This is a genomic window from Granulicella paludicola (genome assembly GCF_025685545.1).
In the GTDB taxonomy this organism is placed as follows: Bacteria; Acidobacteriota; Terriglobia; order Terriglobales; family Acidobacteriaceae; genus Granulicella; species Granulicella paludicola.
Genome location: NZ_JAGSYC010000025.1, coordinates 869725 through 892947, shown reverse-complemented (window position 1 = coordinate 892947; position 23223 = coordinate 869725). Strand labels below are relative to the sequence as shown.

At 59.4% G+C, this 23223-nt stretch carries 16 protein-coding genes and 2 tRNA genes; 6 read left to right on the top strand and 12 right to left on the bottom strand.

The genetic code is table 11. The annotated features are described in order from the left end of the window. Window positions 1-15 precede the first annotated feature (15 nt). Window positions 16-1647, top strand: a complete 1632-nt coding sequence (locus OHL14_RS15505; RefSeq protein ID WP_263380260.1) for a S10 family peptidase — start codon at window positions 16-18, stop codon at window positions 1645-1647. Between the two features lie 191 nt (window positions 1648-1838). On the opposite strand, the gene OHL14_RS15500 is transcribed toward OHL14_RS15505, so the two are convergent. From OHL14_RS15500 to OHL14_RS15490, 3 genes are all read right to left on the bottom strand, one after another. Continuing rightward, on the bottom strand, window positions 1839-2603 hold the full coding sequence (locus OHL14_RS15500) for a TIGR03435 family protein (RefSeq protein WP_263380259.1): 765 nt from the start codon (window positions 2601-2603) through the stop codon (window positions 1839-1841). Window positions 2604-2699: 96 nt separating this feature from the next. Further along, window positions 2700-3473 (bottom strand): TIGR03435 family protein, encoded by a 774-nt coding sequence (locus OHL14_RS15495; protein WP_263380258.1) that lies wholly within the window; start codon window positions 3471-3473, stop codon window positions 2700-2702. A gap of 165 nt (window positions 3474-3638) precedes the next feature. Beyond that, window positions 3639-6281, bottom strand: a complete 2643-nt coding sequence (locus tag OHL14_RS15490) for a beta strand repeat-containing protein (protein ID WP_263380257.1) — start codon at window positions 6279-6281, stop codon at window positions 3639-3641. 210 nt (window positions 6282-6491) lie between these two features. Here OHL14_RS15490 and OHL14_RS15485 point away from each other — a divergent pair, with 210 nt between their 5' ends. Together OHL14_RS15485 and ribB are read left to right on the top strand one after the other, a co-directional pair. After that, complete coding sequence (locus tag OHL14_RS15485) at window positions 6492-6719, top strand: hypothetical protein (protein ID WP_158822567.1); 228 nt, start codon at window positions 6492-6494, stop codon at window positions 6717-6719. A 474-nt stretch (window positions 6720-7193) separates the two neighbouring features. Next, complete coding sequence (ribB, locus tag OHL14_RS15480; RefSeq protein WP_263380256.1) at window positions 7194-8387, top strand: 3,4-dihydroxy-2-butanone-4-phosphate synthase; 1194 nt, start codon at window positions 7194-7196, stop codon at window positions 8385-8387. 14 nt (window positions 8388-8401) lie between these two features. On the opposite strand, the gene OHL14_RS15475 is transcribed toward ribB, so the two are convergent. Next, window positions 8402-14242: a choice-of-anchor D domain-containing protein gene (locus OHL14_RS15475; RefSeq protein ID WP_263380255.1), complete on the bottom strand. Its 5841-nt coding sequence runs from the start codon at window positions 14240-14242 to the stop codon at window positions 8402-8404. 236 nt (window positions 14243-14478) lie between these two features. Further along, window positions 14479-15108, bottom strand: a complete 630-nt coding sequence (locus OHL14_RS15470; RefSeq protein ID WP_263380254.1) for an HAD family hydrolase — start codon at window positions 15106-15108, stop codon at window positions 14479-14481. A 61-nt stretch (window positions 15109-15169) separates the two neighbouring features. On the opposite strand from OHL14_RS15470, the gene OHL14_RS15465 reads away from it, so the two are divergent. Next, complete coding sequence (locus OHL14_RS15465) at window positions 15170-16339, top strand: pyridoxal phosphate-dependent aminotransferase (RefSeq protein ID WP_263380253.1); 1170 nt, start codon at window positions 15170-15172, stop codon at window positions 16337-16339. A gap of 3 nt (window positions 16340-16342) precedes the next feature. Here the strand turns inward: OHL14_RS15465 and OHL14_RS15460 are convergent, their stop codons facing one another. From OHL14_RS15460 to OHL14_RS15450, 3 genes are all read right to left on the bottom strand, one after another. Beyond that, a complete protein-coding gene (locus OHL14_RS15460) occupies window positions 16343-16969 on the bottom strand; it encodes an MBL fold metallo-hydrolase (RefSeq protein ID WP_263380252.1) in 627 nt (208 codons plus the stop codon). 71 nt (window positions 16970-17040) lie between these two features. Next, entirely contained in the window at window positions 17041-17331 is a 291-nt protein-coding gene (secG, locus tag OHL14_RS15455) for a preprotein translocase subunit SecG (RefSeq protein ID WP_263380251.1), read from the bottom strand. Between the two features lie 49 nt (window positions 17332-17380). Next, window positions 17381-17465, bottom strand: a tRNA-Leu gene (locus OHL14_RS15450). A 102-nt stretch (window positions 17466-17567) separates the two neighbouring features. Here OHL14_RS15450 and OHL14_RS15445 point away from each other — a divergent pair. After that, window positions 17568-18515, top strand: a complete 948-nt coding sequence (locus OHL14_RS15445; protein WP_263380250.1) for an isoaspartyl peptidase/L-asparaginase family protein — start codon at window positions 17568-17570, stop codon at window positions 18513-18515. A gap of 12 nt (window positions 18516-18527) precedes the next feature. On the opposite strand, the gene OHL14_RS15440 is transcribed toward OHL14_RS15445, so the two are convergent. Continuing rightward, a complete protein-coding gene (locus OHL14_RS15440) occupies window positions 18528-19223 on the bottom strand; it encodes an HAD family hydrolase (RefSeq protein ID WP_263380249.1) in 696 nt (231 codons plus the stop codon). 114 nt (window positions 19224-19337) lie between these two features. On the opposite strand from OHL14_RS15440, the gene OHL14_RS15435 reads away from it, so the two are divergent. Beyond that, complete coding sequence (locus tag OHL14_RS15435) at window positions 19338-20138, top strand: hypothetical protein (protein ID WP_263380248.1); 801 nt, start codon at window positions 19338-19340, stop codon at window positions 20136-20138. Here the strand turns inward: OHL14_RS15435 and OHL14_RS15430 are convergent. From OHL14_RS15430 to OHL14_RS15420, 3 genes are all read right to left on the bottom strand, one after another. After that, window positions 20135-22513 (bottom strand): glycoside hydrolase family 31 protein, encoded by a 2379-nt coding sequence (locus OHL14_RS15430; RefSeq protein ID WP_263380247.1) that lies wholly within the window; start codon window positions 22511-22513, stop codon window positions 20135-20137. The genes OHL14_RS15435 and OHL14_RS15430 overlap by 4 nt on opposite strands. 60 nt (window positions 22514-22573) lie before the next feature. Continuing rightward, a complete protein-coding gene (locus OHL14_RS15425; protein ID WP_263380246.1) occupies window positions 22574-22852 on the bottom strand; it encodes a hypothetical protein in 279 nt (92 codons plus the stop codon). 125 nt (window positions 22853-22977) lie between these two features. After that, window positions 22978-23065, bottom strand: a tRNA-Ser gene (locus OHL14_RS15420). Window positions 23066-23223: the final 158 nt, after the last annotated feature.

The following is a 23223-nucleotide window of genomic DNA, read 5'->3' as shown; positions in this document are numbered from 1 at the left end:
CTGGAGGAACTTCTCTTGGACCTACGCGCCCGCCTCGTCGCCGCTTCTGCGCTTGCATCCCTGTCACTCGGCTCACTGATGCTGCCCCTCACCCTCCGCGCACAGGAGACGCCCGCACCAGCCGCCGCTCGTCCTGACGCCGCAGCCGCCACTCCCCGCCAGCGCCCCGGCAACGGTGGAGGTGCCGCCGCCAACACCCCCGAGGGCGAACTTCCCATCCCGGCTGAGACCACCTCCGTCACGCATCATGACTGGTCAGCTGGAGGTCGCACCGTCCACTACACCGCTACCGCCGGCACTCTGTACGTCTACGGCGAAGGCCAGGACGCCAAGCCCATCGGCACCATGTTCTACACCGCCTACACCGAGGACGGCGCGCCCGCAAAGTCCCGCCCCGTCACCTTCCTCTACAACGGCGGCCCCGGCTCTGCCACCATCTGGCTGCACATGGGCTCCGTCGGCCCTATCCGCGTCGTCACCAAAAGCCCCGAAGCTTCCGGCGCTCCTCCCTATGAGTGGGTCCAGAACCAGTACAGCCTCATCGACAAGTCCGACCTCGTCTTCATCGACGCTCCGCTCACCGGCTACGGTCGCCTCGTCGGCAAGGGCAAAGCCACCGACTTCCAGGGCGTCGATCAGGACGTCCGCGCCTTCAACAAGTTCATCACCCGCTACATCACCCTCAACCAGCGCTGGTCCTCGCCCAAGTACCTCTTCGGCGAAAGCTATGGCACCCCGCGCTCCGCAGCCCTCGTCGCCTCGCTCAACAACGACGGCATCGCCTTCAACGGCGTCACGCTGCTCTCGTCGGTGCTCAACTACTTTGTCAACTCCCCCGGCTACGACCTTGATACCAAGCGCTATATCCCCAGCTACGCCGCCATCGCCTGGTACTACAAGAAGGTGCCGCAAACCGGCAGCATGAAGGACTTCGTCCAGAAGGCCCGCGAGTTCTCACGTGGCGAATACTCCACTGCTCTCGATCAGGGCGATATGCTTCCGCCCGCAGAGTTCGACGCCGTCGCCGCCAAGCTCGCCAGCTTCACCGGCCTCTCCGTCGAGTACTGCAAGCAGTCCAAGCTCCGCATCGAACCCACACGCTTCCGCAAGGAACTTCTCCGCGACAAGGGCGAGATCCTCGGCCGCTACGACGCCCGCTTCGACGGCGTAGATACCGACAACGTCGGCGAAACCCCCGGCTACGATCCCTCCGACACGGGCATCAACGGCGTCTACGTCGGCGCCTTCCACGAGTACCTCCAGACCGAGCTGAAGTACAACCCCAACACCGAGTACGATCTCCGCGCCCCCGGCGGCAACTGGGACTGGCACCACCGTCCCTCCGGCGCGCGCATGGGCGGCGGCGGTGGCGGCAACACCGGTCCCAACGAGCCCGACACCGTCCTCGATCTCTCCGACGCCATGCGCAAAAACCCCAGCCTCCGCGTCTTCTCAGCTAACGGCTGGTTCGATCTCGCCACCCCGTTCTTTGGCACAGAGCACGACCTCGCCCAGCTCATGCTCCCACCCGCGCAGCTAGGCAACGTCAAGTTCGGCTACTACCCCGCAGGCCACATGGTCTACCTCAACGTAGACGCCCTCAAGGAAATGCACGCAGACCTCGAAAAGTGGTACTCCGAAAAGTAATCTTCAACGCAACCCACAACTAACTACAGGGGCCGCAAGGCCCCTGTAGTTTGCTTTCCACCAATATCATCCAGGAATACTCATCCGTTGAAATTGTCCTGCCCCTGAGCGAAGTCGAAGGGGAAGGACCTGCTGTTTGCTCATAGCGGCACGCCTCTTCAAGGTTTATGAAATAAGCCAGATCTCAGCTCCTAATTCTCCGAAGGCTTCTCCAGTCTCTCCACCACCAGCACCTTCGCCATCCCTTTATCCGCACTCAGCTTCAATCCAAGCTGCTCCTGCACCGCCGTAAACAGGTCCACCAAATCCGCCTCGTCCGCCGCCACATCCGTCTTCCACTTCAGCGTGAAGTCGTACTTGCCGGCCAGCCCCGTCTTGTCCACTACCGGCCGGTCCTGCGAGTTCTGCATCGCCTTCGCAAACTTGTCCATCGACTCGTTCGTGTACTTCCAGAACTCGGACTTGCTGTTTACGCTGCCCGTCTCATCGTTGATCGCATCCGGATCGCCCTTGCTCTTTTCCAGCTTTGGCCCGCCCTTCGCCACCGTCAGCGTATAGATCGGCATCTCCCGCTGGTCCTCGTGGAACTTCAGCCCGAAGCGCTCCGCCAGCAGCTTCTGCACCATCTCCTGCAGCTGCGTAAAGTCAGGAGCCGCCGCAATGTCCGGCGTTCCATGAATGTCGAACCGCTCCGACATCCACGCAGGCCCATCCACGATCTGCTTCGCCTGCAGCCCATAGGCAAACATCAGCAGGTCCGTCACGCGCTCATTCTCGATAAAAATCCGATGTCCCTCCAGATGAAACCCTGCGCTCTGATCGTCAGGATTCGCCGGCCGAATCGTCGCCACCTCGAACACAGGGTGCGCTCCCTTCGGCATCCGCTCCGGCTCCTGAGCCCGCAGTCCCACCCCAGTCAACGCACCCAATACCGCCACCGCAACAAAGCTCTTCATCTCTGTTCTCCACCCTTCCTCAAAAGCCTGTTCTGTTATCTGCTCTTATCTCTTAGCTATTATCGGAACAAATACCGGACCGGCACCGGCACCCGCTCAATTCTCAGTTGGCTGCTCAAGATGGTCGATCACCATCACCTCGACCGCCGCCTTCACCGGCTCAAACTTCAATCCGAGCTGTTCTTTGATCGCGGTAAACATCGGCGGTGCGGCATTCGCATCTAGGCTCGGCGCGTCACCAAAGGTATAGGTCAGCTTAAAGTCGTACCGCCCCGTCAGCCCCGTCTGGTCCACCAAGGGTCGATCCATAAATAATTGTTTGATGACGAGGAAGTCCGCGACCGTACTGCTCGTATAGCTCTCCGTCCTTTCGGAGTCATTTCCGGAGGTCCGCTCTATCGGCTGCGCTCCTATATCTGCAGCAGCAATCAGCTTCGGGCCGCCTTTCAGCACCTGCAAGGCGTACGCCGGCATCTCCCGCGCCTCACGATGAAACTTCAATCCAAATCGCTCCGTCAGCAACTGACGCACCAGTTGCTGTTCCTGCGGTCTCGTCGCGTCCGTAGTCAGGTTCGTCGTGCCACTCATATCGAAGTGCTTCTCCAGCAGAGAGCCAGGCCCTTCCACAATCTGCCGTGGATTCACCGAGTAGGCGAAAGCAATCAGCTTGCCCACTGGCTGATCTTCCAGCTCAAACCTGTTCTTCTGGAAGCTGAAGTTGTTATGCATGACCGAAGCTGGATGCGGCCGCACCACCGCCACATCAATCGAGGCTCCGCTAGCCGCGATGGCCTGCGCGTTGGCTCCCAGGCTGGAAACCACGAGCAGGGAAGTCACAAGAAGTTCTTTACCGAGACAACCTTCGCGCATCGAACACCTCATTTCGCATGTTTTCCGGCTTAATAAAGAATACGAGGCCAGCAGGAAAAAGTTCCCGCTGGCCTCATCGAAGGGTCTTAGGCTGCTATGGCCACACTCTCGCGGGCCAATCCATGAAACAGCAAGCAACTCAAGCGAAACAGTAATACTTGTTCTTTACTGCACCGTAAGCGGAATCGTTGTCGTTACCGTCTGCGTAGCACCAGCCGCGGTCACCGTCACGCTGTAGGACCCCAGAGTTGTAGTGGACACTGAAGACTTGCTCCCGCTCCCGCCACACCCCGCAATTCCACCTGCTGCCAGCAGGCAGAGCACGCTTAAGAACAGAACTTTTCTCCGCCGTGGCACCAGCAGGAAGCCCAGCAACGCAGCAAATGCAATCAACGATGTAGGCAACCTGCTCCGTAGTTCCGCAACCGTCTTCGGCGTCGTCGTCACCGTTAATGTGCTCGTCGCTGCGGTAGAGCCTGATAGCTGCACCTGCGTAGGTGTCAGCGAACACGTCGGAGGATCGTTAGGCGTTGTGCCTGCCGTGCTGTAGGTCACAGCGCACGTAAGGTTTACCGCTCCGCTGAATCCTCCCGCACCTGACAGGCTGAGCGCCGTGCTGGTGGAACCTCCGGAAGCTGGCAGCGTGAGCGAGCTGCTGCCCGAACTCACCGCAAAAGAAACTCCTGTTCCACTCAGTGTCAGCGACTGCGTCGTTCCTGCTGTGGCATTGTCACTGACGGTCAGACTCCCGGTAGCTGCCCCGGTCACCGTCGGCGAGAACGTGACTGAGATCGTGCAGGATGATCCACCGGCCACGCTGTTGCCGCAGTTGTTTGTCTCGGCGAATCCGGCGCTTGCCGTGATGGACGTGATCGAAAGCGCCGCCTGCCCTCCGTTCGACAACATCACCATCTGGGCGGTGCTGGTCGTGCCGACCGTTGTGGCTGCAAAGGCGAGGCTCGACGCAGAGAGTACAGCCGTCGGGCCGGTTGGGGCCGTTCCCGTCAGGCTCGTCGTCGCAGACGCGCTGGCAGTAAACACCGCGTTCCCGGTGTAACTCGCCTCTACCAGATGACTGCCGCTGCCCGACGGGGCGATGCCGGTCGCAGTAGCTGTGGCCCTTTGACTGAGTTGAGAAAGCAGGACCGTAGCCGCACTGTTGCTCGCACTGGACAGGGGATTTTCATCCGCCACGACGATATCTGAAGTCGTGCTTCCATTCAGCGCGCCGACAGCCAGAGAGACAGGTGTCGTTCCGGTATTCAGCGCCGTTTGCGCTGTGAACCCTCCGTTGCCATTCCCAAACAACAGGCTCACCGTGTTGGAGCCGCCGTTCGTCACAGCAAGATCGGCGTTGCCATCTCCATTGAAATCCCCAACAGCAATCGCTGTCGGAGATGAGCCGGTCGGCGCGCTCGCGCTCGCGGTAAAGGTGCCGTCGCCTGCTCCCATCAGAATGGAGACAGTCGACGTCGCCGTATCGGTCACAGCAAGATCGGCGTTGCCGTCCCCATTGAAGTCGCCGATAGCGATGGCAGTAGGTGTCGTGCCTGCGTGCGTTCCAGCGTTCGGATAGAAATCGCCAACGCCGTCTTGCAGAAAGATGTCTATGGTGCCGTCGGAGTGTGCCACGGCTAGATCGAGCGCGCCGTGGCCGTTGAAGTCGCCCGCAGCGAGCGCTGTGATCGAAACGTTGCTGGTCGCATTCAGCGTGCCGCTGTTGAACGTACCGTCCCCGTTCCCAAGGAAGACGTTGAAGGCAGGTACGCCAAACGCTAGTCCCGCCACGATGAAATCCTGTTTCCCATCGTTATTAAAGTCGCCCGTGATTAGAGCGCTGATCTGTCCAATTCCAGCGGACATAGGACTTGCTGCCGTAAAGGTGCCACTGCCGTTGCCCTTATAGAGCAGAAGGTTGTTCGTTGTGGCACTGGTGTTGCTGACCGCGAGGATGTCTCCAGTGCCTCCGTTAGTAAATGTGTTCGCGACAATCAACTGGTTTCCTGTGAGCCCCGCATAGGTCTGCGTCGTTTGAAACGTTCCATCGCCTTTGCCGACCAGCACGTTGAGCGATCCCACTCCGCCACTCGCGGTAGTGCCGTTCGTGCCCACAGCGACGTCGAGAACTCCGTCTCCGTTCAAATCGCGCATAACGATGGATTGCGGCTGCGCTGCAGTGACAATCGATTGCGCGGTGCCCCACACGAGAGATGTAGTGGGAGTTCCAAGGGACGCGGTTCCCAGTGAAGTGTTCTGATTGCTGGTGTCGAGAAAGGAGACTGTGCCGGCTAGACCGCTCGTCAGACCGCTTCCGGTGACCGTCGCCTGAAGGGTATAGGCACCTGTGTTGCCGCTCTGCGAGATCGTGGTCGTCGTGGGCGCGCCGCTGACTGTGAGAGGCTGCGCCGTCGAGACGCTGCCTGCGTTCGTGGAGTTTCCGACAAATGCTGCTGTGTAACTGTGGGTACCCGGACCGGGAACGAACTTGAAGGTGGCTACACCGCTAGTGCTGAGCGAGGCCTCTCCCAGGCGATTGATGTCGGTGCAATGCGCCGCCGTGGCAACGCAGAACCGTACCAGGCCGCTCGATACAGGCACCGTGGACGCCGTGACGGTCGCGGTCAACGTGACAGCTGTACCGGAACTCACCGTGGTAACAGCTCCCGTACTGGCAGTGATCGCAAGAGTGCTCGTAGTGGGGGAGACGGTTACGGCGAGTGCCGGAGTAGCGGCGATCGCCACGCAGGCGAATGCCAGAGCGATCCGGGTGAACCCGGTAACACGGCGGGAAACCTGAGAGGGGGTCATATTCCTCCTTGGAGCTAAATGCTGTCTATATGGAATGGCGTGATCACACAGCAAAGTGCCTCATGGTGGCAAGACATTTAATTGGAAATCTTGAACTTGCGCCGCCAGCTACGGGGCAGGACACCCTTTCGTCGCCGGAACACCTGCAAAACAGTGGTAAACTAGAGTGTCGCGGCTAACAGCCGCCGGAATAGCGAGGAACTCCCTAACATGGCAAAGCGCCGCGGAAATCCCAACTGGGGTAAGCCCGAGCCCATCGGGCCGGTCGTCCCCACCATCACGTCTTTCGAGCAGGTCGTCAAAGAGTACAAGCTGACTCCCGACCAATACATCCGCTCCACGCGCCTCCGTGAGTGGGCCCGCCGCAACAAGAACTCCAAGTACATCCCCGAGGCTCTCCTCGAGGCCTGGGGCTTCGAGATCGAATCCACCCTCTAGGAAACACCCAAGGCGCTCTGAGACCCTCAGAGCGCCATTTTTACCCATATCGCTGGATGCCCCATGTCCCGTATCTGGGACATGGGTTAGCAGGATGTCCACGTAGCAAGCGTGGTGACCGAAACGACAAAAGCTACGGATCACAACAGGAAAGAGCCCGGCCGCCGAAACTGCTGTCAACCCCTCCGGCCCCATCGCAAACTCGCAAGCAACTCAAAACACGCCACATCCACACCAGAAAATAACTGGATGTTTGCCCCTTCCAACTGTCTAAAATAGAAGTAGAGGCAAAGTGACGGCAGAGTGTTATGTCACAGTCGCCAAAATACTTAGGGTGCTTTCGCTTCGAGACTTTGGGCGTAAGTTCTTTCCTTTCAAGATCCCCCGCCTCCAGTCTGAATCTAAGTCCTCTGTTTTCGAGACTATCGTCGAAAGCATGGGGGGTGGGGGAGGGGTGCAGCACAGGAGCACAGAATGTCCGAAGTGAAGACAGGATTCGTCACCGTCGAAGAAGCCATCGCAGAGTTCAAAGCTGGCCGCATGATCGTCGTCATCGACGATGAAGACCGCGAGAACGAAGGCGACCTTACGCTCGCCGCCGAGTTCTGCACCCCCGAAGCGATCAACTTCATGGCCAAGTTCGGCCGCGGCCTCATCTGCCTCACGCTCACCGAAGAGCGCGCCGACTATCTCCGCCTCGGCCCAATGACGCAGGACAACACCTCGCGCTTCGGCACCGCCTTCACCGAGTCCATCGAAGCCCGCGAAGGCGTTACGACAGGCATCTCGGCTGCCGATCGCGCTCACACGATCCAGGTCGCGATACGCCCGAACTCCAGCCCCAACGATCTAGCGCGTCCCGGCCATGTCTTCCCGCTTCGTGCCCGCAAGGGCGGAGTTCTCGTTCGTGCCGGACAGACCGAAGCCTCCGTCGATCTCGCCCGCATCGCAGGCCTCATTCCCGCCGGCGTCATCTGCGAGATCATGAACGAAGACGGCACCATGGCTCGGGTCGCTGACCTCATCGAGTTCTGCAAGACCCACTCGCTCAAGATGGTCACCGTCGCAGACCTGATTCGCTACCGCCTGCAGACGGAGCGTTACGTCCATCGCATCGGAGAAGCCCAGCTGCCCACGCAGCATGGAGACTTCCGCATGATCGCCTACGAGACGCAGCCAGGCATCGGCGACGAAACAGCCGGATCACACTCCGCACTCGTCTTCGGCGACCTCAGCGGCTCGGACGAACCCGTGCTCGTGCGCGTCCACACACATTGCCTCACCGGCGGCATCTTCCACTCCACGCTCTGCAACTGCGCCGCCACAGTCGACGCCTCGCTCCGCGCCATCGCGGCGGCAGGTCGCGGCGCGCTGGTTTATCTGCACCAGACCACGCGCGGCTTTGGCATCTCGCGCACTGGGCCGAGCACGCGCCTCGTCTTCCATCGCAGCGAGCCTTCGGCCGATAAGGACGGAACCTGCCCACCGAAAGATCCGCAACGCATCCTCCGCGAGGTCGGTCTCGGGGGCCAGATTCTCTCCGATCTCGGCATCACCAAGATCCGCCTGCTCACCAACCAGCCCACGCACGTTCCAGCGCTGCAGGGTTTCGGCATCGAGATCGTAGAGCGAGTCCCCATCGATATCGCAGCCACACAAGCGAAGTAACGACGCGATCAGGTCTACTGCACCACCAGATTCAACGTCACCGTAGAGCTGATCGCCGCTCCACCCGTCGCACTCGCGGTCACTTGGTATTGATACGTGCCAGCAGGCGTGTTCACCGTCGTGCTGCTTCCAGAGCCGGTAGTCGAGCCGCTTCCGCAACCGATCAGACTCGCCGAAGCGATCAGCAGCATCGCTCGCCGCCGCGGTCGTCGCCACAGCAGCAGCGGAAGCAACAACACCGGCGTCATCCCCGCTATCCGCAAGGCGGCGCTCACCGTAGAGATCGTCGCTGTCGTCCCCACTGCACCTCCGTTCACCGTCAGCAGCGGCGATAGCAGCGAGCAGCTGGCATAACTGCCCGCATGCACCGCAACACAGGTCAACGCCACATTGCCTGCAAACCCGTTCAGTGGACCTAACAGCAGCGCATAGCTCGCTGGCTGACCACTTGCCACGGTCACCGTCGCCACGCTGCCACCGTTCACCGTCAACACAAACGTCCCCACCGCTGCTCCGGTCCCGTTCAGCGCAACCACCAGCGGCCCCGCAGGATCGGAGCTGCCGACAGTCAGGCTGGCTGCGCGAGCGCCCGTAGCGGCCGGTGTAAACGTCAAAGTCTCCACGCAGCTAGTACCCGCTGCGAGCGTCGCGGCGCAGGGGACATTCACTACAAAATCGCCAGCGTTCAAGCCGCTCAGCGTGTTCGTCAGACCTGTCAGCGCGGAGGTTCCGACGTTGGAAACCGTCAGCGTAAGGCTGCTGGAAGCTCCGACTGTCACGCTGCCATAATTCAGCGTCGCGGGTGCTGCCTGCAACGAAGGTGCAAGTCCTGTACCAGCAAGCGCAACCGTCAACGGCAGCTGGGTCGTGTCGTTCGTCAGGCTCAGCGTTCCATTCTGCAGACCACTCGCAACGGGAGCGAATGTCACCGACAAGACGCACGAGGCACCCGCAGCCAGGGTCGAACCGAGCGGCGGACAGGTTCCAGTCGTCACACTGAACGCACCACCCGCGCTCAACCCTGTGAAGGTCACCGGAGACGGAGCGTCATTCGTCACACTCACCGTCAGCGTTGCCGAAACACCGACGAGCACCGTGCCAAAATTCAACGATGTCGCCCCAAGACTCAGCGGCGACGCGATCGAGGTGCCCAGCAGGCTCACGTACTCCAGCGAATCCGTAGCATCCGTCTGAATCTCCAACGCTCCCGTTCGCAGCTGCGCCTCACTCGTTGTCGGGGCAAACCGGACACTCAGACTGCAACCGCTTCCTGGCAACAACGTTCCGCACGTGGAACTCGTCGTGAAGTCCGCAGGAGATAGCACGCCCAGCACATGGAGTCTCGTCATGCCGGTGTTCGTCAGCGTCAAGGTCTGCGCGGTGGAGGCACTTCCCACCTGTGTATTCGCAAACGTAAGCGCGCGGTTGCTCAACGCATACGTGGCGAGTACCGCTGAGCTTGCCGGGTTACTGGAAATCACCGGCAGTACCAGCCCCGTCATCGCCACAAGATCCGGGCTGGTGATCGCATCGCTTTCAATGCTTAACGACTCCGCATCGTTGCGCGTTCCCCCTGCAGCCGAACCAATGCTCAACTCATAGATTGGCGCATAAGTGATCGTCACGGTGCAGCTCGCCGCCGCCGCCAACGTTCCTCCGCAGTTAGTCGTGGAAAGAAATGGCGGGGCGCTCGATATGCGGCGAATCGTCAGCGGTCCTGTTCCACTATTGGTCAGCGTCAACACCTGCTGCGCACTCTGGCCCGAGGTCACCTGCCCAAACATCAGCGGCGAGTAGGGAATCGTCCCTCCCGTGATGGTCAGCGCACCGCTGCCACTGCCGTAGCCCTGCAGATAGGCCAGAGCCTGTGTGGTCGTCAGGCCGTCGATGGAGACGCCTTGTGCGAGGACCGTACCTGTCTGCAAGCCGGTTTCCACTGGAGCGAAGCTAGCTGAAAAATTACAGCTTGCGCCAATGGAGAGCGTCGCGCATGACGCAGCGGACGCCAGCGGGAACTGTCGCGCCATCGCCAGCGTGATATTGAGCTGCTTGCCCGAGAGGTTATTCAGCGTGTACTCGATCGTCTGTCCTACGCTTCCAATCGAGGTGGCTCCGTAGTTTGTCTCCGCAGGTAAGAGCTCCAAGCCAGCGTTCTGCGCGGTGTAGGCCCCAAACAATGGAACGGTGTATGTGGCGCTCAATGACTGACCGTTGAGGATCATGCTCGTCGGGATCGACAATACGGCGGAGACTGTTGCCGTGACGGGGGTGAAGCTCGCGATAACGCTGCAGGTTGCTCCCACGGCGAGCGTAGAGCAATCGGAGCTGATCGCGAAGCTGGGGTCGGAGACTGACAAAGCTCCAATCGAGATTGAGCTACTGCTCAGGTTACTCAGCGTAATTGTCTGCATCGTTGCAGAGCTGTTGGGTACGCTGGCAAAGTTCAACGCGCTTGGGCTGATAGCAAGGCCAGTGCTGGCGACGCCGTATCCGCTGAGTTTTGCTGTCGAGGTGCCAGCGGAGGTCGTAACGATCAGTTCACCATTTCGATCCCCGATAGTTGTCGGACTGAAGTTCACCTGCACGAAGCAGCTCGCCGTCGCCAGCAGCTGTCCAGCGCAAGGGGTACCGCCGGTAGTGTTGGTCGCAAGAGTAAAGTCTCCACTCACGCTGACAGACTGGATCGTTGCAGTCGTCGCAGGAGCGATCAGATTGGAGAGCGTGAAGGTCATTGCGCCAGAACTGCTGCCAACCATCGTCGCTCCGGCGTTCAGCGTGCCAGGCGTGAATACCAGGCCCTGAACCGGCGAGGACGTGGCTGTTACCGCCAACACGTACGGATTGCCACCGTTGACAGAAGTTATCGACACGACGCCGCTGGCAGACTGCGCCGCAGGTGAAAGGTACTGCACGCCGAGCCAGCAACTACCGCAACTCAGCGTTGCGGTGGAAGCGAACGCCTGCGGTGGCAGGCTGCCGTGGCCACTGCCGGTATCGGTCACCAGGGCCACGCCGAAGCCCGAACCCACTACGTTTATCGACAGGGAAGGAACTGAGAGCTGCACCTTGTACCAAGCCAGTGGTTCCCCGACGAAGGTCTGCCCCAGGCTGAGGATGCCGTTGCTCGCTGGCAGGATTGCAGTACCTGTGCCACTGAGGGCAACATACTGCGGAGTGAAGCCACTGCCTGCAGTGATGCTGAGCAGCCCTTGACGCAGCCCAGGCTGCGAAGGCGTAAAGCTGATAAGCGCCGTGCAGGATGCCGCAGCGGCGAGTACGGCAGGGCAGTTGCTAGTCTCGTTGAAGTCTCCGGCGAGAGCTATGGAAAGCGGAAAAGCACTGCTGCCAGTGTTGCTCAGCAGGACAGGCTGTGTGGTGCTGGAGATGCCAGTGACAGCCACTGCCGTTGCAAACGTGAGCTGCGTTGCTGATACAGAGAGACTGGGGTTGACGACTGCCGCTCCAATGCTCTGCATCGGCAAGGCATTACCGGTCAGCAGCACAGTCAGACCTTGATCGAGCGTAAACACTTGCGAGTCGGTGGCGGTCGTGCTCTGCGGGACGTAGCCGATGACCAACTGGCAGACGCTCTTCGGCTGCAGCGTTGCAGGGCAGCCATCCTCGATGTTGAACGGAGAGGTGGAGGGAAGCGTTGCTATGGCGTGCTCGACCGATGACATCGTGTTATTGGAGAGGTAGAGGTATCGCGGCAGGCGTACCCCATCCGCAATGTAGGTGCCGAAGTCTATCTCGCTGGCGGACAGGTTAAGCGCTGCAGCTTGGGTAAAACCAGTAATGCGCAGGTCACGGGGGCCAATCGTCCAGGCGGTCAGCACGGCGCCGTCGTCGGAGGCATTGCCAGACGCTGTAAGTCCGAGCGTGATCGTGCATGTCGCTCCGGCAGCAAGCAAGTGCTGGCCTGCGGAGGGGCCTGCGGCACAGGTAGTTGCGGTTTCGGCCATAGTGTATGCCGAGATGCTGCCGTCCTTCGTTGAAAGAAAAGTCTGCTGCTGTGAACTGAGGTTGGAGACTGTGACGGTCTGCGTGGCAACTCCGCTCGCGGCACTTACGATGCCGAAGTCTAGTTCCTCTGTACTGACAACGAGCGCATCCGGGGTAACTGTGGTTGAGGATAGCGGGAGGGTCTGCAACGCAGCATTGTTTGCGGATACGGAGAGCGTGCCGGGACCGGTGCCGCTTAGCGCGAGGTTGCAGAGGTTCGACGGTAAGAGCACGGTGCCGCAGTTGGTATTGATGGTGTAGCCCGTGGCCGTGATCGTCAGGCCGGTAGCTGAAACCGAGGAGAGATTGCGCAGCGTCAGGTTAGGCAGATCGCCTGCAGAGATGGCAGGTGCGGCTGCCGACATGGCGGTAGATATCTGCGCAAGGAAGGCTCCGTTGCCTGTGCAGCGGCTGTTGGTGCCGCACGCTGCGGCAGTGGGAAGCAAATCAGTCAGCGTGTTCGGCAAGAGAGCGTCGGGCGTTTGCACCAACGGGAACTCAACTATCTGCGTAGCGAGCAAGGACGCACTTAGGGAAGCTGTGAGTGTACCGGCGAGTGTGACGGTCGTTCCAGAGATCGCAGGTGCGGTAACGCTGCTCGTGAGGGAAGCATAGTTGAAGCTGTTCTTCGGCAAGCCACCAAAACGCATTGTCTGGTCGATGGTTCCGTTGCCCGTGACGTGAAGCAGATAACTATCGCCTGCGTTATAGTCAGGCGGTGTGACGCCGGGGAACAGCGGTACCGAGCTGGTCCCGGAGACCCAGGCATCGCCACTGACACCCGCTCGTATGGAGCTGCTGGAACCAGCGGTGAGCAGTACGCTCTGCGTGACGGACTGGCCGTCGGTCGGAATACGAAGCAGGGTCTGGTAGGTCGCCGAGGTCAGGGGCATCTCCACCGTGGCGATAGGGAACTGCCCTGAGGCCACGTTGCCCGTCAGCAGCAGCGAGCTGCTGGCGGCATCGAGATCCATGCCTGTCATGCCGCTACCTGCCAAAAAGGTGGAGAAGCTGAATGCACTGCCTGCGGGATTGAGCCGGCAGAGAAAACCCGAGCTGGAGTGGCCCGCTATGGGCAGAAGTTCAGGCTGAAGTGCATTGAGCGTGGGGAAGCCGTTGGCAGAGGTCGCCCCTGTGACGTATGCGTCGTCGGCCGAATCGGCCACGATCGCCGCAGGGAGAGTGCTGCCACCTGCGCCGGTGAGATATGTGGCATATTGCAGGGTCGTACCATCGGCACTGAAGCGCTCGACAAATCCGTTTTCTGTGGTGCCATTGGCGGGCGCTTGCTGAATCCCGGCAGCCGAAACGGGGAATGCATTATTGAATGTGATACCGGTGACGAAGACGCTATCTGCCGTAACGGCGAGGCTAACAGCGGAGGTGCGGCCCGCACCCAGGAAGCTGAGGAAGAGCAGGTTCAAGTTCGCGTCAAACTTCGCAAGGAACGAGTTGGTGGAGGTGTCGGCGGTGCTGGGGTAGGGAACAGCGCTTGTGCCATGCAACGCACCGCTGCTGCTCGTGCCGACGACGTATATCGAGCCATCCGCGGCAACAGACATCGCTACGCCGACATCGCCAGCAGCACCCGCGCTTGATTGCGCGAGTATGCTGGTAGCCGCTGCGTCGGTCTTCAGCAGGCGCAGGCCGTCGTGCTGATCGAGGAGCAAGTACAAGCTTCCATCGGGCGCATAGGCAGATGCGGTAAAACTTCCCTCGCCGGCAGAGGTTCGCAACCCCTGCCGCAAAACCTGTTGAGAGGTGTTCACCGGCTGGCCGACCATTTGAGCGAGCAGTTGGACTCCGCTGACGGAGAGCAGAGCGAAGGCCAGGATAAACGTTCTTCTTCTCATGAGTAAGGGCAAGGAGGGGCGCGTCCGGCTCTGTTGCTCCCCCTCCTCGTCCCATACAAATTGAAGATGACAGTTTCTCCTCTTCAAATCGAAGACGGATTGCATTGATCTCAGTCAAGCTGTGCCGAATTGGAACACCGCGGGCCAGATGCTTGCTCGTGAGCAAACATGGCTCGGCGCCAACGCGGCCTGCCTTCAGTGTCACAAGATCTGCCGGGTGGCGAATGCAGTGAGCTTTAGAGGGTCAGCAGATCACTGTAGCCTGCTGACTCCATCACAGCGAGGAAGCTTGGATAATCGACATACTGAATTGCCGCCATGCCTGCAGCTCTGGCTGCGGCGATATTCTCGGCTCGATCGTCGATGAAAAGTACCTCTGCGGGCGCTAAGCCGAGCCCAACCGCCGCGTGGCGATAGATCGCAGCATCCGGCTTTGCCATGCCCAGTCGATGCGAGAAGGTATGGTGATTGAAGTCGGCAAGCCAGGCAAAGCGCCGGAGGATGCCGGCCTCCATCTCGTCCCCGAGGTTGGAGAGTACACCTGTTTTGAAGCCTGCCCTCTGCAACCGTGCAGCCCAGGCGATCATCGGCTCGTTCGGCTCAGTCCACACGGCGGTGTCTGCGGCAATCAATTCGGCAAGCGTGGTGTCGTCCAGGTCTTCGCCAAGCGCTGCAGCGACGCGCTGCCAGTAGGCCACGCCTGAAAGGACGCCGCGATCATAGGCATCGCGCGAGGCCCAGTAGGCTGCGTGAAAGCTCTCGGCATCCGCATGGAGCAGCGTTTCCATCTGCTTCCAGGCAGCACCTACGGGAGGCCCGCTCAGCACCATGCCGTAATCGAAGAGGACTGCTTGAATAGGAGTCATTACTTGCTAGTCTATGCGCAGGCTTTCACCGCCGCTCGGCGGGTAGGATAAAGGTCTACTCATGAACTTCTCCGATCGCACCGCCTGGAACCTCACGGAAAACGAACTGACGCGGGCTGTCCGCGAGGCACGTCAGCAGGGGCGCATTCTGCTGGACCTGACAGTATCGAACCCAACGGCGTGCGGCTTCACGCGGACCGAAGATCTGCTTGCGCCACTCTCTGAGCCTGCGGCTGCATCGTATACGCCAGAGGCCTTCGGCATGGTCTCTGCGCGCGCAGCCGCGGCAGACTACTACCGCGATCATGGCGTGGCTATACCCCTGGAGCACATCTGCCTGACAACCTCCACGAGCGAGGCGTACAGCTATCTGTTTCGCTTGCTCTGCAACCCGGGAGACGAAGTGCTGGTAGCACGACCAAGCTATCCGCTGTTCGATTACATCGCTCAGCTGGACGACGTAGTGCTGCGGGAGTTTCCTCTGCAACATGATCCCAACGCGACGACGGACGATCACGCTGCATGGTCGATCGATCTGCAGATGCTGGAGCGCGGGATTGGACCGCGCACGCGCGCGATTATCCTGGTGCACCCTAACAATCCGACCGGCAGCTTCATCCTGGCGGAGGAGCGCGAGGCCGTGCAGCAGCTCTGCGATCGACATGGACTCGCGCTGATCGTGGATGAAGTGTTTCTTGACTACATGGTGACAACACCGCAGCCGACCTTTGCAGCGGAGACCTCAACTTGCTTGACGTTTGTGCTGAGTGGCCTGAGCAAGGTGTGCGCGCTGCCGCAGATGAAGTGTTCGTGGATCGTCAGCAGCGGGCCGGTTGCGATGCTGCGCGAGGCGCTGGCGCGGCTGGAGGTCATCGCTGACACGTTCCTTTCGATGAACGCTCCTATTCAAAACGCACTTCCGTTCTGGCTGGGTCAGCGTGAGGATATTCAGCGACAGATCCGAGCACGCATGCGTGAGAACCTGGGCACACTCGACCGGCTACTGCTCGGCACGTCGTCGCATCGCCTTTCGCTGCAGGGTGGATGGACAGCGATCCTGAGAGTCCCTCGAACGGTGGAAGGTGTGCCGTTTGTTGAGGCGGCGCTGGCGCAGGATGTGCTGGTCCAGCCGGGAGACTTCTATGGACTTCCAGAAGGTCGCGCGGTGCTCAGCTTGTTGACGCCGGCGGATGTCTGGCTGCGTGGGCTGCAAGCCCTACCGCTGGGCTAGATCTCAACGCAAGAATGGATTGTGTGCACGTTCGATGCCTATGGTCGTCTCCGGGCCATGGCCTGCGATGACTACAGTGTTCGCAGGCAAAGGAAGCAGTCGCTCCTTGATGCTCGCGATCAGCTTCGGAGCGCTGCCACCGGGGAAGTCAGTGCGGCCAACGCCTCCGGCGAACAACGTGTCGCCTGCGATCAGCAGGTCTTGTGTGGGTAGATGCAAACACAGGCTTCCTTCACTATGGCCCGGCGTGTGCAACACCGTGGCCTCAACACCTTTGATCGACACGACCTCGCCGTCAGCAGGGGAGTGGTCGGGCGGTTGCACGGTCGGCACTTCGAGGTTAAAAAGCGCAGCTTGCCAGTCCATGAGCGCGACCAGCGGCAGATCGTCCTGGTTGTAAAGGATAGGCGCCCCGGTGATCTGCTTGAGACTCTGTGCGCTGGCGATATGGTCGATGTGCGCGTGCGTGACGACGATCGTTTTTACCGTGAGTTGATGCTTGGCCAGCGTCGCCAGGATGCGGGGAATCTCGTAACCGGGATCGACGATGATGGCTTCTCGCGAAACCTCATCGCCCAGGATTGTGCAGTTACAGCCGAGCAGACCGACGACCAGGGTTTCACGAATCACGGAAGTACCTCTTACCCAAAGCAAAAGCGCAGGCTCGATGCCTGCGCTTCAGATGTTTCTAAACTGGATGACTACTTCTTTGCAGGAGTCGACTGAGAGGACATACCTGAGAGAACCGAACGGTGCGAGGAGTTCTTCGACATCACAACCGTCAAGCCGATGGAGGTGAGCATGAAGATGATGGCAGACCAGGTCGTGAGCTTCGTGAGGAGGTTGGACGCGCCGCGCGGACCGAAAGCCGTCTGCGAACCCTGACCACCAAATGCGCCGGCGAGATCAGCCGACTTGCCCTGCTGCAAAAGCACGACACCAATCAGGAAGAGGCACACAACCACGTGCACGATTACAAGGAGAATCATCATGACTTGCGAACAACCTTCACGCCGCCGAAGCGGCTAAACTCTAAAATTTTGGTGCGGAGGAGGGGACTTGAACCCCTATGCCTTGCGGCGCTAGCACCTCAAGCTAGTGCGTCTGCCAATTTCGCCACCTCCGCATGGAGCCTGACGAACAAATGTCTGCCAGGTGTGACGAGCAATCTGTTTTTGAGTATAGCATCACTCCGTTGTTGATAAAAGAGTGCTCTACACTGAGGCCTATGTCGAAGAAATTTGGGGCCTTCTGCCTCGCGCTCGGCCTTACACTTCCATCGTACTTTACCGCATCCGCACAAGCTGATTCTGCCTCTCCTACGACGGCACAACAAGCACCTCCTGGCAAATGGGTCATCCTGCTTCACGGGCGTGCCACTTCGCTACAACATGGCTCCCTCACCCCTGAGAAAGAGAAGTCTTACCGCGCTGCACTTGAGCTTGCCACGCAGGCCGCCGCACGCGTTCTGAACGCAAACGGCTCAGCAATCTCAGCGGTGGAGGCTGGTCTGCTTGTGCTTGAAGACGACCCGCAGTTTGCCGCGACAAGAACAAGTGGTCTTGAGGCGTCAATCATGGATGGCTCAACAACAAAGTCTGGCTCTGTGATCGGTGTGAAGACTACGAAACACCCGATCTCTCTGGCGAAGGCAGTCCTGTCTAAGTCGCAGAACCGCTCACTCAGCGGAGAAGAAGCAGATCAGTTCGCTACGAAGCAGGGTCTGACGCAGATACCAGCCTCAAGCTTTGTCGAAGACACATCAGACGGCGGCACTCTAGGCATGGTCGTTCGTGACCGAATGGGCGACCTGGCTGCTGGAACGACTGGCAAGAGTGCAGCGTCGGCGGCAAACGATCTGCCGCTGCTGACCGAGGAAACCTACGCATCGAATCGTTCCTGCGCGGTATCTTCAACCGGAACAGGCGAGGCGTTTCTCAAACTTCAGGTCGCGCGCAGCATCTGCGCGCTCGTGCAGTACACCGGGCTGAATCTGCAGCAGGCTGAGGATGAAGTGGTTCAGCGCCAGCTCAGCGGACTAAAGGGCGAGGGCGGCGTGATTGCCATCACTGCGGATGGCCAGCTCGCCTGGTCGTTCAATACGCAGGCGATGTTTCGCGTGCGGCTCGTAGAAGGCCGCGCCGAGCAGATCGGGATCTACAAGAACGAACCCTAATTCCAGATTCAACTAGAAATGGCCGAGCAGCTCAACGAAGCTTCCGAGTTCAAGCAGGCGTGACTCTCCGCGTGGCTGCTCGACGACCTCGTGCTCCAGCACCCACGTAAAGTCGTGTGGAATAAAGATGGCGTTCAGTCCGATAGCGAGTGACGGATTGATATCGGACTTTGGCGAGTTGCCGATCATCCACGTTTTTGCCGTTTCGAGCTTGTGACGGCTCACCAGCTCTGCGTACGCCGCTGGATTCTTCTCGGCGAGCACTTCCACCCCCGCAAAGTAGGGAGCAAGTCCGGAGCGCTCGAGCTTGTCCGTCTGCTCTTCGAGGTTGCCCTTGGTGACAAGGTAGAGCGTATGGCGCGACTTCAAGGCACGTAGTGTCTCATCCACAGATGGCAGTAGCTCGATCTCGCGGTCCGCAATCGAGCGCGCGAAGCTGACAATGCGTTCATGTTTCTCCGCCGTCATCGGTCCGTCACTGAGCTGCTCGAAGCATGCCACGAGCGAGCGCTGAAAGCTCTTCAGGCCGTAGCCAAACTCCGCAATCGTTGCGCGTTCGCAGTGGTTCAAATGCTCGCGCACCTCTTCGGAGGTGTGTACGCGGTGATCCAGATATGAAATGAAGGCGGTAATGGCCTGCTCAAAGTAGATGTTGTTCTCCCAAAGGGTGTCATCCGCGTCAAACAGCAGTGTCTGTTCCGTGTGCATTTTCGATGGTATCTCCTCTGTTTCATTGCTCATTCTAAGTCTTTACATCCGAATCCAGCCTTTACGCGTCTGATAAGAGATACCCGGCTCCGGCCACATGGAGAAACTGTCCACATGAAGAACGTCGCACTTCGCCTGGCTCTTGCCACTGCCATCTTTTCAAGTTTGTTCCCGTCTGCGCTTTCTGCGCAGACGCTGGAGGCAGCTACGCCAATGGAGTCGAGTTCGCTCCCGGAGGCACCCTCTGCCTCCATGGCCATCGGTGGCGATCCCCAGGCGACAACGAATGCCTCAGCGCAGGCTGGCCCTCAGCAGACCAAGCGCATCCTCGGCATCATCCCCAACTTCCGCTCTGTCAGCGCCGACGTGAAGCTACCGCCGCAGACGCCCGCGCAGAAATTCAAGACCGGTCTACAGGACAGCTTCGACTACTCGGCATTTATCTTTGTCGCCGCGCAGGCCGGTGTGGCGGATGCGGAAGGTTCCACGCATGAATTCAGCGATACAGGTGCATCCGGTGGAGTCGTGTATGGTCGCTACTTCTGGCACACCTTTGCCGACAACACCGGCGAGAACATGATGGTAGAGTCGGTCGTCCCAACTCTGACGCACGAAGATAGCCGTTACTACACTTTGGGTCACGGAAGCTATATCAAGCGGGCTGGCTACGCGTTGACGCGCGGCTTCGTGACGCGGACCGACAGCGGTAATGCAACCTTCAACGCGTCCGAGATCGTTGGAGCAGGCGCTGCCTCAGGCATCTCGTCGCTCTACTATCCTGGTTCCGATCGCACCTTCACCAAGGTGTATCAGCGTTGGATCACCGACGTAGCAATCGACAGCTTTACCTTCGCCGTGAAGGAGTTCTGGCCCGACGTAAATCACTCCCTGTTTCACCAGAAGACCGGCGACTAGCGCGTCGTCTTCGCAGTGACAACATCGATTGATTCAGCGGCCCCGGTGAAGTCTACCGGGGCTCCGCTGTGTGTGAGCTTGTGATCAGCGTCTGACCAGTGGAGATGCGTAAGCTCATAGGCTCCATGTTCGTAGGCGTAGGTCTTGCCATCATCACGGTAAAGTTCGAAGTCTCCGTTTGCTCCAGGATATACGCGAAGAGCCGCGATCTTCTGCACCTCGTTCGTACTCTCCACTGAAGAACCCATCGGCAGAATAGACCCGGCGCGAACGAAGAGCGGAATCGTGTCGATAGGTGCATCTACTGTGACGGACTGCCCTCCATGAACGCGCTCGTTCGTCCAGAAGTTGTACCAGTCGGTTCCCGCTGGCAGATAGACCTTGCGTGAGGTGCGACCCTGCTCCGTGACCGGAGCAACCAGCAGCGCTGGGCCAAACATGTATTCATCGCCGATGTCGGCCGTCTTCGGATCGTTTCCGAAGTCCATAAACAGTCCGCGCATAAACGGCGCACCTGTCTGGTTTGCGCGATAGCCCAAAGAGTAGATGTAAGGCATCAGCTGGTAGCGCAGCCGCAGATACTTCGCAAGAATCGGCTCAGCCTGTTTGCCGTACGACCACACTTCATTCTCAGGTCGGCTGCCGTGGGAGCGGAAGTTCGGCTGGAAGGCTCCGTACTCGAACCAGCGCACATAGAGCTCGGGGTAGTCATCATAACCACCAACCTCCGCCCGTGCGTCGGAGGGGTCGATGAGCACCGGGCGCTCCGGCTTATGAACGTTCGGCAGAAATTGCCAGCCGCCAATGTCCGTGCTCCAGTACGGCATGCCCGAAGCCACGAAGTTGATACCGGTCGAGACCTGCCGCTGCAGTACATCCCAACTGGGACCTATATCCGATGACCAGAAGATCGTACCGTTGTGCTGTGCGCCAAGATAGCTGTCTCGCGCTAAAATCAGAGCGCGCTCTGGCATATCCTTCCTCATGCCGTTGTAAAACGCCGCCGTGTGGAAGAGCGGATAGGTGTTGAAGAACTCCGTGCCGGGACCAACGTGAAAGTAGCTGCCATTGGGCGGAAGATCGGGCTCGGTCTCATCGGCCCAGAAGGCGTCGAAGCCTTTGGCAACATAGTTCTGCTTGATGATGCTCCAGTACCACTTCGCTGCGTCAGGGTTGGTGGTGTCGATGTCTGCTCCCGCGCGATCGTAGGGCAGACCGTTTGTCGCCGTGCCATCCGCTAGGTGCTCGAACCATCCATTCTTCAGGATTGTTGCGTAGTAGCGGTCCTCCGGCACGAACCGCGGCCATACGCTAATCATCGTGTGAAAGTTCATCGCGTGGAGTTGCTGGTTCATCGCGACAGGGTCGGGCCACTTTGTAGGGTCCATGTCCATCTCGCCCATCTTCGTGTAATGGAACCAGTCAATCACCAGATCGTCGATAGGCAGATGACGATCGCGATAGCCCTTCGCTACAGCCATCAGCTCCGCTTGGCTCGAGTACCGCTGTTTGCACTGGATGTAGCCATACGCTGACTTTGGCAACATGGGTACATCGCCGGTGAGCTTGCGATAGCCTTCGTAGATCTCGTCATAGGTGCTGCCAGCGATGACAAAGAACGACACGCGCTGGCCAACATCAGAGGTCCAACGTGTCTGGTCGCCCAGCGCAAAAGAAACTGTCGTACGCGAAGGATTGTCCCACACGATGCCATACCCCTTGTTCGTCACAACGAAGGGCACGCAGACGCTCTGGCCACCGGGAGCATCGTAGTCATGCGCGCAACGAACGACGTGGCCTCGGCGATCGAGATACCCTTCCTGATTCTGTCCAAGGCCGTAATAGTGCTCATCCTTCGGCGCTGCAAAGCTCGCCCCGACGCGATAGAACTCGTGGTCGGTCGGCCGCCGGTCGTACAGGATGTCATGATTGCCATCTTTATAATTCGGCACAGACATCTGCCAGCCCTGCATGTCCAGAAGTGTCCTGCCATCGGGCGTGGCAATGCTGATGCCGACATATGGCGTGGAACCGTTGAAAAACTTTGCGATATCCGCGCCTGTGCCTGTAGGTGCAGACGGACGGTTTTGCGGAGAGACTTCAACACGCATCCGCGAGGACTGCAATGTGTCGACGGCAGAGCCACTTACCACGTTCCAGCCGGAAACATCGTTATGCGCAAGGATCCCGTAGCCGGGTGCGGCGAGTGCCGACGCGCGATCGAGACTGAGCGATACATGCACGATGTTCGCGGCGTACGGTTCCACGACGACCGTAGCCTTATCGCGTGTAAGATCAAGCCTTTGCGCGCTTGCCGCAGGGAGGCTTACGAGGCTAAAAGCAACCAGAAGACGGAAAGTTCGGAGGAGGTTCATTCGCACGAACTATAGCAGGAAGGGAAGCTGCCAGTCCGAAACTGCAACCTCTATTGGTTCTTACTGTTTCGAAACCACACGGCTCAGTCGATGGGTGATGAAGAACCACATCGCCTGAACGGTTTCGGAAAGCCGAGCTCGCCGAAAGTTCATAGGCGTGTGGAAACCAGAGCGTCGGAGAGCGTCGTAATACTCCTGCCGGTAGGGGCTACGCAGTCCGCTCTTCCATGGCTTAGAGCCAGCGAAGTGAAGAATCCGTGGTGCCTGTATCAGCGCAGCCGCCCTTTCCAGCACCTCAGGATAGATGCGCTCCTGTGGCACGACCGGAATGGACCGCAAAGCTCCCAGCTGAACGCGTCGTCTCCCGTGAAAGTGTACAGCCCACCCGCCTGCCAACCGCAGAGGGGCTCACAAAGTCTTGTGTCTTAGTTTGATAACTCGGGGGGAAGTTGCGGGAGGGTGTATGGCGGAGAGACAGGGATTCGAACCCTGGATACCTTGCGGTATACACGCTTTCCAAGCGTGCGCCTTCAGCCACTCGGCCATCTCTCCGCTCAGGTACGGATGCAACTTCTTGATCTTACTACAAGCCTTCCAAGCCGTCATCCGCAGGACCTTTTACGACGTAAGATGAGTAGTTTCAGCAATAACGACGGGCGCTCGAGCCAACAGAAAGAGGCGCAGGTCTGATATCCCGGTCAGTGGTTACA